Source organism: Sediminicola luteus (assembly GCF_040566555.1).
Lineage (GTDB): Bacteria > Bacteroidota > Bacteroidia > Flavobacteriales > Flavobacteriaceae > Sediminicola.
The window spans coordinates 522,081-536,811 of record NZ_JBEWYP010000001.1 but is presented as its reverse complement, the minus strand read 5'-3'; the positions used below and the strand labels follow the sequence as shown (position 1 = coordinate 536,811).

Sequence of the window (14,731 nt, the reverse complement as noted above, 5' to 3'; positions counted from 1 at the left end):
TATATTGGGGTAAGAATAAGAGAAATGTGTAGTGAATATGACCTTAATTTATAGTCGCTCGTAGGTTATTCGATCTCCAACTGCCAAACCCCATCGATCTACCAGACCAGCATTGATTTCCAAAACATATTTGATGGGAACCTGGGAGGAGAGGCTTGTTTCATCATAAGGTTTTGCCTCTTTTTGAAAGCTCACAATTTTTAAATTTTCATCTATGAAGATCAGGTCCAAAGGGATTTCAGTATTCTTCATGTAAAAGGAATGCATGGCCACATCAGGAAAGATAAACAACATCCCTTGTTCTTCCTTCATGCTTTTACGGTACATCAGACCTGTCGCGGTTTCATATTCACTTTCCGCAATTTCAATGGACAGGGAAGTGATCAGGGAATCTCCATCTTTTTTAAATATAGAGAGATCCCCTTCTTTTGTAAAAGTTATAGGGGTTGTTTCCAATGCCTTTTTAGGTTCCTCCTTGCAGGAAGCCTGCAAAAGAACCATTCCAAGAAAAAGGAAGTTAAATATCTTAGTGGTAAAGCTCATGGAAAAATAGTTTTATGTTATTTGACACCGGATTTTTGTGGGCGGAACATAAAGTAAAGCCCAATAATGATAAATGGAATGCTCAGCCATTGCCCAGTTGATAACAAACCTAAAGATTCTTCAAATCCACCTTGACTTTTCTTAACATACTCTACGAAGAAACGAACCGTCCAGAGGAGAACAAGGAATAGGCCAAAAAGGTATCCGGTCTTATCTTTTTTATCGGTCTTCCAATACAAGAAGTACAAAATTAGGAACACGAAAATATAACATATTCCTTCGTATAACTGCGCCGGATGGCGGTAGGGGATAGCCTCCAAAACCTCGGAAAACCTCGGATCCGTTTCAATAAGTTTATAAGCGCCGCTCACCGTTCTTTCTTTTGTAATGGCCAAGGCCCTGGAAGCGGACAGATCATCCGAATCTCTAATAAACCTGGTAGCGAAAGCAAAGGATTTGTCTACTACCTTTCCGTTGATCTCAGAATTGAAAAAGTTACCCAAGCGCACACAGAAGGCCCCAATAGCTACAGGAATGACAACACGGTCCAAGATCCACAGCAATTTAAATTCTGGATATTTCCTAGTGTACAGGTACATTCCAATAATAACACCAATCGCCGCACCGTGACTTGCCAAACCGGCAAATCCGGTAAATTCGTAACCGTTGATAAAACCAAAAAGGGTGCTTCCAGCATTTTCCCTAATAGGCAGCAATATTTCCAAAAGATGGTCCTTGTAATATGGCCAGTCGTAAAAAAAGACATGGCCCAAACGTGCTCCCAACATTGTAGCCAACACGGTATGGATAAAAAGGGAATCCAACTGTTCGGCAGTTTTATTTTCCCTATCAAAGATTTTTTTCATGATGAACCAACCAAGTGCAAAAGCGGTGATCCAAAGAAGATTGTAATATTTTATTTGAAGGAAACCTAAATTGAACAGAGTTTCGTTGGGGTTCCAGGTGAAGCCTAAAAAATACATTAGCATCTAAATTTTAAGAAGCTAAGATAACCAATTAGTGGTAAAAGGAATTTGTTGGAAAGATAAATTTAAAAGGGTGTGATAACCTTTTAAGGCACAGGGTCATAGCCTTTGCCGCCCCATGGATGACAACTGAAAATTCGCTTTATGGATAGCCATCCCCCTTTGAACAAACCGTGTTTTTTTAAGGCTTCCAAGGTGTATTGGGAACAGGTAGGAGAATAGCGGCAACTTGCTGGGGTAAGGGGAGAAATAAGGTTTTGGTATAATTTCACCAAGAGTACAAAGGGAGCTATTGCAATTTGTTTTAAAGAAAGCTTGCCCATGTTTTTGGAGTTAATTAGCCAGGTGAAATTTCTTGAGTGCCATAAATAAAATATCTTATGTTGATACTTTAAAGGCCTTATTTAGGATACACTAAAAGTAGTGCCTTCTTTTCCGTCTTTTAACTGAATGCCCAAGGCAGCCAATTGGTCCCTGATTTTATCGGATGTTGCAAAATCTTTGTTGGCACGTGCCTCATTTCGCAATTGAATCAATAAATCTACAACGCCAGGTAGCTTATCCGAATCTCCTTGTGCGTCTACTTTATGATCCAGACCAAGTACATCAAAGATAAAACTGTGCATGGTTTCCCTTAACGTATTCTTGTCCGCTTCTGAAATGTTTTCTTTCCCTTCTTTGATCAGGTTGATATGCTTTACAGCTTCAAACAAGGTTGCGATTAAGATAGGCGTATTAAAATCATCGTTCATGGCATCGTAGCATTTCTGCTTCCATGATGCCACGTCAAAGTCAGAATCGGCAGCCGTTTCCAATTTGTCCAGCAGGTCCAGGGAATCCATCAATTTTTGGAACCCCTTTTCTGAGGCCAACAGGGCTTCATTACTCAAATCGAGAATACTGGTATAATGCGCTTGCATCATAAAAAATCGGACAACTGTTGGGGTAAAAGGCTTGCTTAGTATATCGTTCTCCCCAGAAAACATTTCATTCGGGAGAATGTTGTTTCCAGTGGATTTTGCCATTTTTTTACCGTTTAGGGTAAGCATGTTGGCATGCATCCAATAGTTTACCGGTGAGTGGCCATTACTGGCTTCGGCTTGTGCTATTTCACATTCGTGATGGGGAAATTTTAAATCCATTCCACCTCCATGGATGTCAAATGTTTCTCCAAGGTATTTTGTGCTCATGGCCGTACATTCCAGATGCCAGCCCGGAAAACCATCTCCCCATGGGGAAGGCCAACGCATGATATGCTGTGGTTCGGCTTTTTTCCAAAGTGCAAAATCCTGAGGACTTTTTTTCTCGTCCTGTGCGGCAAGCTCACGGGTATTGGTGATCATATCCTCCAATTTTCTACCGCTCAACTTACCATATTCATAAGATTTGTTGAACTTGACCACATCAAAATAAACAGATCCGTTTACTTCGTATGCAAGTCCTTTTTCCAGAATAACCTTGATGATCTCTATTTGTTCTATAATGTGCCCCGTGGCCGTTGGCTCAATGCTGGGCGATAAGAAATTAAATTTCTGAAGGGTATTGTGGAAATCAACGGTATATCGCTGAACGACTTCCATAGGCTCAATTTGCTCCAACCTCGCCTTTTTTGCGATTTTGTCCTCCCCCTCATCTGCATCGTTCTCCAAATGCCCTGCATCCGTAATATTTCGGACATACCTTACCTTATAGCCCAAATGCTTTAGATATCTAAAAATCATATCAAAAGACATAAAAGTTCTGCAATTTCCCAAGTGCACATTGCTGTAAACGGTCGGACCACAAACATACATGCCTATATGGCCTTCGTTTATAGGTTCAAAAATTTCTTTTTTGCCGGTTAGGGAATTGTAAATCTTTAGGGTTTGGGATTTATAAAGCTGCATTGCCAATTGAAGAATTAAAAGTTGGTGTCCAGATTAATGAAGTTCAAGAACTCCTTTCTCACTGCGTCATCTTTAAATTTACCACCGTATTCTGCTGTTACGGTACTACTTTCTATATCTCGTATTCCTCGTGAATTAACACAAAGGTGTTTGGCGTCTATCACACAAGCAACATCTTCGGTGCCCAATACTTTTTGTAGTTCGCGTACAATTTGAATATTCAAGCGTTCTTGAACTTGTGGTCTTTTGGCAAAATAATCCACAATCCTGTTCATCTTGGATAATCCAACAACGGTACCATTTGAAATATAGGCAACATGTGCCCTACCTACGATGGGTAATAAATGGTGCTCACAAGTGGAGTAGAGGGTGATATTTTTCTCCACAAGCATCTCGCCATATTTATATTTGTTTTCAAAGGTGGAGGCTTTAGGTCTTCTGTTTGGGTGCAGTCCCCCAAAAATTTCATCTACGAACATTTTGGCTACACGATTAGGAGTTCCCTTAAGACTGTCATCATCCAAATCCAGTCCAAGAGTCAACATTATTTCCTTAACGCTTCCCTTTATTCTTTTTATTTTTTCCTCATCACTCAAAACGAAGGCATCCTCTCTTAAAGGCGTGTCCTCTGCAGAAGAAGCATGGTTGTCTCCCATCTCTTCAAAATGCTCTTCTAATGCGCTATCCACTTTCATTTAGTTATAACTTTTTAAGGAGGCAAAGATATACATTAAATGCCACTTTATGCCATGTATGGGGTGTTTGACAACATAAATTAGTGTTAAGGTGCGACTCTGTTTATTTTTAAACCAGCAAATAGGAATTGATTTATGAAAAGGCTTACTGTACTGTTATGGTTGCCATTATTATTTGGGATACAAATTGTCTTTGGGCAAATATCTCCAGATTGTAGTGAGGCTATTCCTATTTGTAGCAATACCCCGGTCAATGGAGGAACAAACGACTATGGTATTGATGATTTTAACGGTGCAGCCACTTCTGGTTGCTTAGAGACTTCTCTCAGTGGTTTTATAGAAGACAATTCCGCATGGTACAGATTTAGAACTTCAGCCGCGGGTCAGCTAGGATTTAATATAGGTTTTGACGCTTCTGAAGATTGGGATTTTGCCCTATACAAAGCCAGTGATTGTGGTAGTCTGGGAGAGCCTGTGCGATGTAATTTTTTTGACAATCGCGATAATCTTACCCATATGGGAGTAGGGGAAGACCCCACAGGGAATACTGAGTCCCTTTTGTATGATGAGTGGTTAGAGGTTACCGCAGGAGAGGATTATTATTTGTTGATCAACAATTATAGCAATAGCAACTCTGGGTTCTCCATCCAATTCTCCGGTAGTATTTTTGAAACTAATCCCAACGATGCCCTGGATTGTTCCATCATTACTAATTTATTGGGACCACCGCTGGTAGCATGTGACAATGAAAACATAGTTTTAGATGCTACAACAACGGATGCAACACAGTATGAATGGTTCTCGGATACAGGAAGTGGGTTTGCCTTACTGATTGGAGAAACGGGTCCTACTATAAATGTGAATACCTCGGCCTTCTATAGGGTGAAAGTAAGTACTACGGGAGAAACGATATTTAGTGATGTGCAAATAGGGTTTATAACAGCGCCAACAACCTTTGCGGTTGCCGATGAAATCACCTGTTCTGATCAAGGTTTTTATGATCTGTTCCAAAAAGACATAGAAGCTTTGGGAAGTCAATCTGCAACAGATTTTATAGTGAGCTACCATAATTCTTTGCCGGATGCAGTTGATGGCTTAAATCAACTTCCAAAGGAATATCCCATCAGAGCAGGCCAGGAAACAATCTATGTTAGAACAACATCCTTGGCCAATCCCGAATGTTTTGATGTTACACAGCAATTTGAATTACAGGTGTTGCAAACTCCGGAAATTACCTTTCCAACGGAAATATTTTTATGTGAGAATAGCACTTCAGTGGTCATAGGTGAGCTTAATGCCAATATGAATTATAGGTATTCATGGGATTCAGGGGCCACAACCTCCAGTATTGAAGTTGACGAAGGGGGGACATATATTCTGACGATGACATATGAGGAGAATGGTTTTCCTTGTGAACGAATAGTGCCTATAGCTGTTGTTATTTCTAAAACTCCAGCGATTACGGATGTAATCATAGAGGATGTTCAGGATAATAACACTGTTACGGTCATTACAGATATTGAAGGTCAGTTTGAATACCAACTGGACAATGGACCGTTTCAAGTTGGGAATATTTTCACCAATGTAATACCAGGTGACCACATGGTCACTATTAATGATCTTAAAGGCTGCGGATCCGTTTCGGAATCCATTGTAGTGGTTGGATTTCCAAAATTTTTCAGTCCCAATGGGGATACGGTCAATGATGAATGGCATATTGTTGGCATTGAAGCCCTTCAAGATCCTGTGATCTTTATCTATGATCGTTATGGGAAACTATTGAGGCAGATGACCAAGGATAGTATGGGATGGAACGGAGATGTCAATGGTAAAAGTTTACCTTCATCCGATTATTGGTTTAAACTCACCTATATAGATGCCAGAGGGCAACGAACCACAGCTAAATTTATTGATAGTCACTTTTCTCTAAAACGGTAGAGAAAATTCCTCAGGGTTTCCTTTTGACGATAAAGTGCATAAATTTTTGGATGTAGTATACTAAAATAGGGTAGTGTGAGTTATAATACTGATTATTTGTATCACGATAGCCCCATAATCTATGCGAATTCTTTTTTATTCAATGTGTTTTTGGTTCCTGTTTTCCTGGAGCGCCATGGCACAGAATTCCCCTGATTGTCGTAGTGCCATTCCTGTTTGTGCCGATGCTCCTATCTTGTCGGAGACTGATGGCAGTGGGGATGTGGACGATTTTGACCCCGATACCATACGTCAATCTGGATGTTTGGAAAAGGGAAGTGTGGCATCCGCAAATATAGAAAACAACACCTCTTGGTATGTATTTAGAGCCGGTACGGACGGACAGATTGGCTTTGATATAGAAGCTCTTTCTTCCACAGCCGAATGGGATTTTGCGCTTTATGGTCCCGATGTGGATTGTGGTGCCATTAGTAGTGGAACCGCACAGCCCATAAGGTGTAATTACGAGGTTAATAATACCGATTTTACTGGAATAGGTGTCAATCCGGCCACTGGCCAGGAAGGGGCTCCTTTTTTAACAGGTAGTCAAAACACCTACGATGAATGGTTGGATGTTACTGCTGGGGAAATCTACTACTTGTTGATCAATAATTTCAATACTAATTTTGATGGGGATCCTGAACCATTTTCCTTGACTTTTACTGGAAGTTCTGTGGATGATGATCAAAACTCTGCTTTGGACTGTACGCTTAGGGATGAATTTTTAGGGTTGGATATCTATGCTTGCGAAGATGATCCAGATATCGTTTTAAGCGCCTTGAACTCACCTGCTGGTCCCGATATCGTTAATGTCACATGGAGTGTGGATTATGAAGATGATGGCACCATTGATGCTGTTCTAGACTCTGGCCCAGGAGCGACCCAATTAACGGTAACCAGTCCGAACTCAGGGAGATATTATGTGGAAATAGAAACAAGTTTGGCTACCATAATTACGGATGATATTTTGATCACTTATTACGGGATGCCCGTTTTGGACGAAGTGATTATCCTTGCGGATATGTCAGACAGCAATAATATTGAAATTGTGGTAGACGGTGATGGTGCTTATGAGTATGCCATCAATGGGGGGGAATTTCAAGATTCCCCAATATTCCTTGATGTACCTCCTGGAGTAAATACGGTCATCATAAATGATAAGAATGGATGCGGAACCACAGACCCAATTCCTTTTTTAGTGGTAGGTTACCCTAAATTCTTCACTCCTAATGGCGATGGTGTTAATGATTTCTGGAATATTAAAGGGATAGAAACCTTGGTAAGCCCGGTCATTTTTATTTTTGATCGGTATGGCAAGCTATTAAAACAAATGGAACAGAATACCTTGGGCTGGGATGGTACTTATATTGGGAAGCCCATGCCTTCCTCTGATTATTGGTTTAAGATGGAATATTCCAGGGACGAGCAGGGTATCATTGTGTCAAAAACACTAAAGAACCATTTCTCCTTGGTCCGATAACAACAAAAAAACCAGCAATTGCTGGTTTTTTTGTGTCATACTATTTTTTTCTTAGAAATTTAAGGCGTATCCCAAGGTAATATTACTGTTCCTTGTGTTGATTGCGGCAGGAGTATTCAATCCAGTGCTGTACAATTGTTGATCTATATCCTGCTCCGATTTATTGTAGGCAAGATCCAATCTACTTCCGCCAAAGTTGTATCCTATTCCAGCCGAATAGCCATTGAGGTCGCCAATGGTGAACCCATTTTTGTACGGGCTTTGCTCGTATCTATATCCAGCCCTTAAACTCACTTGATCAATTCGGTATTCTCCACCCAATCTAAAGGAAGAAACACCGCCTAGTGCATTGCTGATAAAGGCATTTTCTGATTGGAAGGCAGGATCGTTGGTAGGTCTCAATTCTGCTTGGGACATATCCTGATAGCCATAATCGAAGCTCAATAATCCGTCTGATCCAAAGATTACAGCCAAACTTCCCGTTACTTTTGCCGGTGTTTTTATGGTGTAGCGCTCAAAAAGGTTTACAATGTTGAAATTGATAAATCCTATATCGCTATCCGCCAAATCGGAATTTATTCTTTGGGCAGTATCATCTGTCAATCGGTACCAAGTAGGGGATTGGTAGCTTCCGCCAATCCTAATATTTTCGTTTAATTTTGCAATCCCTCCCAAACTCAAACTAAATCCTGCACCTTCTGTACGCAATAGATTATCGAAGGTGGTGAACTGAATTTCAGAGTCACTATCATAACCACTTTCCCTTAGGGTTGTCAATTGGTTGTAGGAAACGCTGTGAAAATTTAAAGAGGCACCAAAATATAAGTTGTCTTGGTATTGCGTAGCTAGATTCACGGTAAACTTGCCATTGTATCCAGAAGTGCTCTTAAAATATCTTTGATTCACCGTACTGTATTTGGCATTGGAGATATAGGCAGTATTGTTATCATCGTTTTCATCCACAGGATCTATAACACCACCGTAGTATCCAAGAAAAGCTTGTTGGTCTACAAAACCTAGGCTAGATCCAATATCTAAATAGGCTTCTTCTATAAATTCCCCGTTTTGTATCAATAGGGGGCCAAAGGGAACGCCTTCTGCGAAGTTCAAAAAGTAATTATCAATACCCTGATTGCTATTTCCCGATATAAAAACATCATCGTCATAGTTTTGAACCAAATCGTAATTCAAGGCCAAGGAAACTTTTTTCCAGTCCGAATTCATATCCGTGTTGTTAAATACAAATACAACACCCAATTGATTGATGTCCAATGAGTTTAAATCGGATAAAGAAGTGCTGTTGAAATATTTGGCACTATTGTCCCTGTAATAGTTGGAAGCTGAAATGGAAAACTGTCCGTTATTAAAAACTGCTGAGCCCGCAGGGTTCACATTTAAGGCAGATAAATCTCCTCCTAAGGCACCAAATGCCCCACTAAGTCCTTGAAATCTTCCTGTTCCCTGTATGTTTTCCGTGCTATATCTAAGTACATCTGTAATGTTCTGGGCATTTGAGATGAGGCATGCGAAGACCATTAGTAAAGTGAAATTCCTTTTCATTTTTTAAAGTTTAAGTTTGAACGTAACGGATTTATTATCCTCTTCCTCTAGATGAGGATCCACCTGAGCTTCTAGAGCTTCCGCCACCAGAACTTCTTACACTTCCAGAACTCCTAGAGCTTCCGCCACTAGAACTTCTTACGCTTCCAGAACTTCTGGAGCTACTGCCACCTGAACTTCTAACATTGCCTGAGCTTCTTGAGCTGCTTCCCCCTGAGCTTCGTACGTTTCCAGAACTTCTGGAGCTACTTCTGCTACTGCTTCTAACAGCACCGCTAGATCTCCTGGTATTTGGGGAGGAGGATCTTGAATAATTGCTGCTCCTTGGGGTTGATCTTTGGTAAGAGTTGTTCTGTGGTGAGGTACCTCTATAGGTTTGCGAACTCCTAGCGCTGTTATTATATCTCGGGGCTGTTCTAACACTTCTACTGGTTCGGTAAGACCTATTTCGTTGTGCAGCATCTACCCCAACCGTTCTTCTGGATGTAGTTCCACTTCTGTACGTGCTAGAATTTCTACCAGTAGTGCTCCTATTGTTGATGTTGGATCTATTGGTACTGCTTCTATATCTGGTATCATTGCCTCTAGTGCTGGAGGTAGACAAATTGGATCTCCCTCTAAGCGCAGTGGAATTTATATCGCGAACAGAATTGTTGCTATTGTAATAGCCTCTTCTTCCGCTGTTATAGCCGTATGCCCTATTGTAGTTGTTGTAATAGTTGCCATACCAAGGTCTGTTCCAGCCATAGCCGTACCCATATCCCCAATTATTCCAACCATAACCATAGCCCCAAGCATTGTAGCCATAAAAACCACCCCAGCCGAAGCCACCGCCCCAGCCCCAGTTGTTCCATCCTATGCCACGGTTCCAACCCCAAGGTCTATAAAGTCCACCATAATACCAATCTCCATAACCCCAGTAACCGGCCCATCCTAATCCATAGCCGCCCCAGCCCCAGTTGTTGTCATAAATATTGATATTTACAGATTGTGGATTATCTCCCCAGCCCGGTTGTCCATTGTAGGTGTTGTTATATCCATAGTAATTGTCATCTTGGTTTACATCTAAACTATCCTGTTCAACATTGCTGTAATAACCATCTACATCGGTAAATACTTCGCTTTCAAGAATTTCCTGGTATTCATCGGCCTTTTGTCCAAAATAGTCACCATAGGTATTGGTTTCATTTTGTTGTGGCTCTTGAACAACTACGCGTGATCTGGATTCAACAACAGGTCTGTCGTTGTCAGAATATATACCATCGTTGTAATACGATGCCTGTTGGTAAGACCCACAGGAGACCCCTAAAATGCCTATCAGGGCAAGGAAGGATGCCGTTCTAATTTTTTTAAGGGGTGCAGTTTGTATCATCGTTGTTAATTTAATTGTTGAACATGGTAAAAATAGTTAGTTTTGCCGAACTATTTTTTTATAAGAATAAAGTCGCAAGTTTTGTGCCAAACTTACTAATATGGGTAAAAATTTAACGAAAAGAGCAGAAGATTATTCCAAATGGTATAATGAACTTGTTGTAAAAGCGGATCTCGCTGAGAATTCGGGAGTTAGGGGTTGTATGGTTATAAAACCCTATGGTTTTGCCATTTGGGAAAAGATGCAAGCTCAGTTAGATAAGATGTTCAAGGAAACAGGGCATGAAAATGCTTATTTCCCGTTGTTCATACCAAAATCCTATTTGAGTAAAGAGGCAAGCCATGTTGCGGGTTTTGCTAAGGAGTGTGCCGTAGTCACCCATTATAGGTTAAAGAATGCAGAGGATGGTAGTGGGATCATTGTTGATCCGGATGCCAAATTGGAAGAAGAGCTTATTGTTAGGCCTACCTCAGAAACTATTATTTGGGATACGTATAGAAGATGGATTCAGTCTTACCGTGATTTACCGCTATTGATCAATCAATGGGCCAATGTGGTACGCTGGGAGATGAGGACTCGTTTGTTCTTAAGGACAGCTGAATTTTTATGGCAAGAAGGGCATACTGCTCATGCCACTGAGAAAGAGGCCATTGCCGAAGCGGAGCAAATGATGAATATTTATGCTGAATTTGCCGAGGAACATATGGCAATGCCGGTTATAAAAGGAATTAAAACTGAAAGTGAACGTTTTGCAGGAGCTGTAGAAACCTACTGTATAGAGGCATTGATGCAAGATGGAAAGGCGCTACAAGCAGGTACCTCACATTTTCTAGGTCAGAATTTTGCCAAGGCCTTTGATGTGAAATTTGCCACCAAGGAAGGAAGCCAAGAATATGTATGGGCAACCTCCTGGGGAGCTTCTACGCGTTTGATGGGTGCTTTGGTGATGACCCATAGTGATGATAATGGGTTGGTGCTGCCTCCAAAATTAGCTCCTATCCAAGTGGTAATTGTACCTATATATAAAGGAGAGGAACAATTGGATGCCATTTCTGATAGAGTGGCGCCATTGGTCAAGGAATTGCGCTCAAAAGGTATTTCTGTTAAATTTGATAACAGGGATACACACAAACCGGGCTTCAAGTTTAATGAATATGAACTAAAGGGGGTTCCAGTTCGTTTGGCTATTGGTCAACGCGATATGGATAATGGTACTTATGAAGTGGCCAGAAGGGATACCTTGGAAAAGGAAACGGTAAACGCTGATGACGTGGTCGCCAAAATTGAATTTTTAATGGAGGATATTCAACGCAATATATTCCAAAAGGCGCTTGACCATAGAAAAACACATATTACAGAGGTAAACTCTTATGATGAGTTCAAGGAAGTGCTGGAAAATAAAGGAGGATTCGTTTCTGCCTTTTGGGACGGAACCCTAGAAACAGAAGAAAAAATAAAAGATGAGACTAAAGCAACAATACGTTGTATTCCAATAGATGCTAAGGACGAGGTTGGAAGTTGCCTGGTTACAGGAAAACCTGCAACAAAAAGGGTATTGTTTGCAAAGGCATATTAAAATTTAAAAAAATATTCTGTAGGTGTTGCAATAGTAAAAAATAATTGTATTTTTGCATCCGCAATTACGCAATGTAATGGTCCGTTCGTCTAGGGGTTAGGACGCCAGGTTTTCATCCTGGTAACAGGGGTTCGATTCCCCTACGGACTACAAGTTTAATTTGAAATATTTTTTGGGAGTTGTTTTTTGTTAAAAAGGCAATTCATGATACCAAAAATAATGGTCCGTTCGTCTAGGGGTTAGGACGCCAGGTTTTCATCCTGGTAACAGGGGTTCGATTCCCCTACGGACTACACATTTGATTTAGGACCTTAGGTCCCTTTAAAAACATAACAATAAGATAAAATGGCAAATCACAAGTCAGCATTAAAGAGAATTAGAAGAAACGAAGCAGTGCGTTTGCGTAACAGGTACCAGCACAAAACTACCCGTAATGCAATTAAAAAATTGCGTAGCGAGGAAGATAAGAAAGCTGCTGAAACATTGTTGCCAACTGTTGTTGGAATGATCGATAAATTGGCGAAACGCAAAATTATTCACGCTAATAAGGCTGCAAACCTTAAGAGCAACCTAATGAAGAAAGTAGCTACTTTATAATCTACTGTAGTTTTATCATATAAAAAAAAGCCTCGTTTTACGAGGCTTTTTTTGATGGAGCTCATTGAGTTTTAAACTCTGATCTGTCCGTCACCAAATACATAATATTTATTGGTGACCAATTGTTCCAATCCTAGCGGACCTCTGTGGTGCAATTTGTCCGTACTTATAGCCAATTCTGCACCAACACCCATTTGACCACCATCTGTAAATCTAGTGGAAGCATTGTGGTACACGGCAGCACTATCTACCTGATCCATAAATTCCATTGCTGCATCGGTCTGGGTTGTCATTATGGTAGCGGAATGACCTCCTGAATACTTGTTTATCTTTTGAATGGCTTCATCCAAAGTATCTACTGCGCCAAGACAGCATTTCATGGCCAAAAATTCCTGATGCCAGATCGCTTCGTCCTCTATGGCTTCCTCATTGGGCAATATCTTTCCAATTTTGTCGTCCACCAAAATAGACACTCCATTGTCATTGAGCACCTTTTTAAGGTCTTTTACTTTGTCTTCATAGCCATCTATATTGGTGTCCACCAATATTTTATCCAAGGCGTTGCAAGCGGAAATTTTATCAGTTTTGGCATTGAGGATAACCTTTAGGCTTTGATCCCAATTGGCATCCTTGCTTACATATAAAAAGTTATTACCTCGGCCACTGATCAGTACGGCACATTTTGCATGCTCTTTTACAAAGGCAATAAGTCGTTCTCCCCCTCTTGGGACGATTAAATCTAATTTTTCAGATGGATTTTTCAGAAATTCCTGAGTTTCCGCCCTGTTCATGTGCATCAATTTTATCCAATCTGTATCCAGGTTGTTTTCTTTTAATGCCTCGTGCCAGCAAGATTCCAGTATTTGGTTGCTATGTAGGGCTTCTTTTCCTCCTTTTAGAAGTATTTTATTATTGGCTTTAAAGGCCAATACAGCTGCTTCTATGGTTACATCTGGCCTAGATTCATAAATGATCATGATGGTGCCAAAAGGAGCTGTCTTGTTCTGAATCTTTAAATCATTCTCCAGGATCCTCTCAGATTTTATTTTTCCCACAGGATCTTCTTGCTGCATGACCTCCTTAATGGATTGGATCATCCCATCCACTTTTTTGTCGTTAACAATGAGTCTGTCGTACATGGCCCTATCACTTTTGTCAAAAAGATCAAGGTCCTTTTTATTGGCAGCAATAATTGCCTCCCTTTTATTATCCAAGATGATCATCATGGATTGCAATACTTTATTTTTTATATCTGTTTGTAATAGCTTCATTAAATTTTTTTAAAATTAGACTGTAATTTTCGTACCAACATTCTTGCCTTCAATAATATCCAAAATAACATTCTTTCTCTTTCCGTTGGCAATGTAGGTTGGGATATTTTTATTGGCGGTCATTTTGGCAATATTTAATTTAGAGCCCATTCCGCCTCGACCTTCAGCTTCACCTTTTTTGATGGTTTTAATGTATTTCTCAACATTTTGGTCTACAGTTACATTTTCTATGACCTCGGTATCTTCATCATCCGGATGACCCGTGAAAAGTCCGTCTGTATCTGTCAATATGATCAGTTTGTCTGCCTTGGTTAATTCGGCGACCAGACTTGCCAGTTCGTCATTGTCTGAAAACATCGAATCGGTCAAGGTCACTGCATCATCCTCATTAGCAATTGGGACAACACCTTCCGATAGCAGACCCTCGTAACAGTTGATCATATTTTCCCTGTGGTTCCCTGGGTTGAAATCCCGCTTTGTGGCCAAGACTTGGGCACATTTCATTCCATAGTCCTGGAAGATGTTATAGTAATGACGCATCATCCTAGGTTGTCCTATGGCGGAATATACCTGCCTTCTAGTGCCTTTATCCGTTATTTTGCTATCTCCCATGACTTCCATACCGGCTATTACAGATCCAGATGAGACCAAAATGGACATGATGTCCTGCTCGTAAAGTTCTGCTATCTGTTGCACCAGATGGTCCAATACAGGTTTTACAATTCTGTTGTCTTTGTTGGTCATTACGTTTGTACCAACTTTTATAACTACTCTTTGTTTGTACATGA

General features: G+C 40.5%; 13 protein-coding genes and 2 tRNA genes. 6 read left to right on the top strand and 9 right to left on the bottom strand.

Annotated elements, in window-relative coordinates; all coding sequences use genetic code 11:
* Positions 1 to 48: 48 nt before the first annotated feature.
* The 5 genes from ABXZ32_RS02345 to folE form a co-directional block, all read right to left on the bottom strand.
* Positions 49 to 543 carry a DUF192 domain-containing protein gene (locus ABXZ32_RS02345; RefSeq protein WP_354617075.1) on the bottom strand — a complete coding sequence of 165 codons (495 nt, stop codon included), beginning with the start codon at positions 541 to 543 and terminating at the stop codon, positions 49 to 51.
* A gap of 17 nt (positions 544 to 560) precedes the next feature.
* On the bottom strand, positions 561 to 1,526 hold the full coding sequence (gene lgt / locus ABXZ32_RS02340) for a prolipoprotein diacylglyceryl transferase (protein ID WP_354617074.1): 966 nt from the start codon (positions 1,524 to 1,526) through the stop codon (positions 561 to 563).
* Positions 1,527 to 1,615: 89 nt separating this feature from the next.
* Entirely contained in the window at positions 1,616 to 1,852 is a 237-nt protein-coding gene (yidD, locus tag ABXZ32_RS02335) for a membrane protein insertion efficiency factor YidD (RefSeq protein WP_354617073.1), read from the bottom strand.
* Positions 1,853 to 1,933: 81 nt separating this feature from the next.
* Positions 1,934 to 3,415, bottom strand: coding sequence for a cysteine--tRNA ligase (gene cysS, locus ABXZ32_RS02330; protein ID WP_354617072.1), 1,482 nt, complete (start codon positions 3,413 to 3,415; stop codon positions 1,934 to 1,936).
* Between the two features lie 14 nt (positions 3,416 to 3,429).
* Positions 3,430 to 4,110: a GTP cyclohydrolase I FolE gene (gene folE, locus ABXZ32_RS02325; RefSeq protein ID WP_354617071.1), complete on the bottom strand. Its 681-nt coding sequence runs from the start codon at positions 4,108 to 4,110 to the stop codon at positions 3,430 to 3,432.
* Positions 4,111 to 4,245: 135 nt separating this feature from the next.
* Here folE and ABXZ32_RS02320 point away from each other — a divergent pair, with 135 nt between their 5' ends.
* Positions 4,246 to 6,048, top strand: coding sequence for a T9SS type B sorting domain-containing protein (locus ABXZ32_RS02320; RefSeq protein WP_354617070.1), 1,803 nt, complete (start codon positions 4,246 to 4,248; stop codon positions 6,046 to 6,048).
* 175 nt (positions 6,049 to 6,223) lie between these two features.
* Positions 6,224 to 7,567 carry a T9SS type B sorting domain-containing protein gene (locus ABXZ32_RS02315; protein WP_354617069.1) on the top strand — a complete coding sequence of 448 codons (1,344 nt, stop codon included), beginning with the start codon at positions 6,224 to 6,226 and terminating at the stop codon, positions 7,565 to 7,567.
* Positions 7,568 to 7,618: 51 nt separating this feature from the next.
* On the opposite strand, the gene ABXZ32_RS02310 is transcribed toward ABXZ32_RS02315, so the two are convergent.
* Positions 7,619 to 9,127, bottom strand: coding sequence for an OmpP1/FadL family transporter (locus tag ABXZ32_RS02310; RefSeq protein WP_354617068.1), 1,509 nt, complete (start codon positions 9,125 to 9,127; stop codon positions 7,619 to 7,621).
* Between the two features lie 34 nt (positions 9,128 to 9,161).
* A complete protein-coding gene (locus ABXZ32_RS02305) occupies positions 9,162 to 10,499 on the bottom strand; it encodes a hypothetical protein (RefSeq protein ID WP_354617067.1) in 1,338 nt (445 codons plus the stop codon).
* Positions 10,500 to 10,599: 100 nt separating this feature from the next.
* On the opposite strand from ABXZ32_RS02305, the gene proS reads away from it, so the two are divergent.
* The 4 genes from proS (at position 10,600) to rpsT (ending at position 12,672) form a co-directional block, all read left to right on the top strand.
* Positions 10,600 to 12,075 carry a proline--tRNA ligase gene (gene proS, locus ABXZ32_RS02300; RefSeq protein WP_354617066.1) on the top strand — a complete coding sequence of 492 codons (1,476 nt, stop codon included), beginning with the start codon at positions 10,600 to 10,602 and terminating at the stop codon, positions 12,073 to 12,075.
* A 78-nt stretch (positions 12,076 to 12,153) separates the two neighbouring features.
* Positions 12,154 to 12,225: transfer RNA gene (locus tag ABXZ32_RS02295), tRNA-Glu, on the top strand.
* 71 nt (positions 12,226 to 12,296) lie between these two features.
* Positions 12,297 to 12,368 (top strand) — tRNA-Glu (locus ABXZ32_RS02290).
* Positions 12,369 to 12,420: 52 nt separating this feature from the next.
* Complete coding sequence (gene rpsT / locus ABXZ32_RS02285) at positions 12,421 to 12,672, top strand: 30S ribosomal protein S20 (RefSeq protein WP_354617065.1); 252 nt, start codon at positions 12,421 to 12,423, stop codon at positions 12,670 to 12,672.
* Between the two features lie 71 nt (positions 12,673 to 12,743).
* On the opposite strand, the gene ABXZ32_RS02280 is transcribed toward rpsT, so the two are convergent.
* A complete protein-coding gene (locus tag ABXZ32_RS02280) occupies positions 12,744 to 13,943 on the bottom strand; it encodes a glutamate-5-semialdehyde dehydrogenase (protein WP_354617064.1) in 1,200 nt (399 codons plus the stop codon).
* A gap of 15 nt (positions 13,944 to 13,958) precedes the next feature.
* A complete protein-coding gene (gene proB, locus ABXZ32_RS02275) occupies positions 13,959 to 14,729 on the bottom strand; it encodes a glutamate 5-kinase (protein ID WP_354617063.1) in 771 nt (256 codons plus the stop codon).
* Between the last annotated feature and the right edge of the window lie 2 nt (positions 14,730 to 14,731).

Excerpts from the sequence above, each read along its gene's own strand:
- ABXZ32_RS02345 (WP_354617075.1), bottom strand. The coding sequence starts at position 543 with ATGAGCTTTACCACTAAGATATTTAACTTCCTTTTTCTTGGAATGGTT.
- lgt (WP_354617074.1), bottom strand. The coding sequence starts at position 1,526 with ATGTATTTTTTAGGCTTCACCTGGAACCCCAACGAAACTCTGTTCAAT.
- yidD (WP_354617073.1), bottom strand. The coding sequence starts at position 1,852 with ATGGGCAAGCTTTCTTTAAAACAAATTGCAATAGCTCCCTTTGTACTC.
- cysS (WP_354617072.1), bottom strand. The coding sequence starts at position 3,415 with ATGCAGCTTTATAAATCCCAAACCCTAAAGATTTACAATTCCCTAACC.
- folE (WP_354617071.1), bottom strand. The coding sequence starts at position 4,110 with ATGAAAGTGGATAGCGCATTAGAAGAGCATTTTGAAGAGATGGGAGAC.
- ABXZ32_RS02320 (WP_354617070.1), top strand. The coding sequence starts at position 4,246 with ATGAAAAGGCTTACTGTACTGTTATGGTTGCCATTATTATTTGGGATA.
- ABXZ32_RS02315 (WP_354617069.1), top strand. The coding sequence starts at position 6,224 with ATGGCACAGAATTCCCCTGATTGTCGTAGTGCCATTCCTGTTTGTGCC.
- ABXZ32_RS02310 (WP_354617068.1), bottom strand. The coding sequence starts at position 9,127 with ATGAAAAGGAATTTCACTTTACTAATGGTCTTCGCATGCCTCATCTCA.
- ABXZ32_RS02305 (WP_354617067.1), bottom strand. The coding sequence starts at position 10,499 with ATGATACAAACTGCACCCCTTAAAAAAATTAGAACGGCATCCTTCCTT.
- proS (WP_354617066.1), top strand. The coding sequence starts at position 10,600 with ATGGGTAAAAATTTAACGAAAAGAGCAGAAGATTATTCCAAATGGTAT.
- rpsT (WP_354617065.1), top strand. The coding sequence starts at position 12,421 with ATGGCAAATCACAAGTCAGCATTAAAGAGAATTAGAAGAAACGAAGCA.
- ABXZ32_RS02280 (WP_354617064.1), bottom strand. The coding sequence starts at position 13,943 with ATGAAGCTATTACAAACAGATATAAAAAATAAAGTATTGCAATCCATG.
- proB (WP_354617063.1), bottom strand. The coding sequence starts at position 14,729 with ATGTACAAACAAAGAGTAGTTATAAAAGTTGGTACAAACGTAATGACC.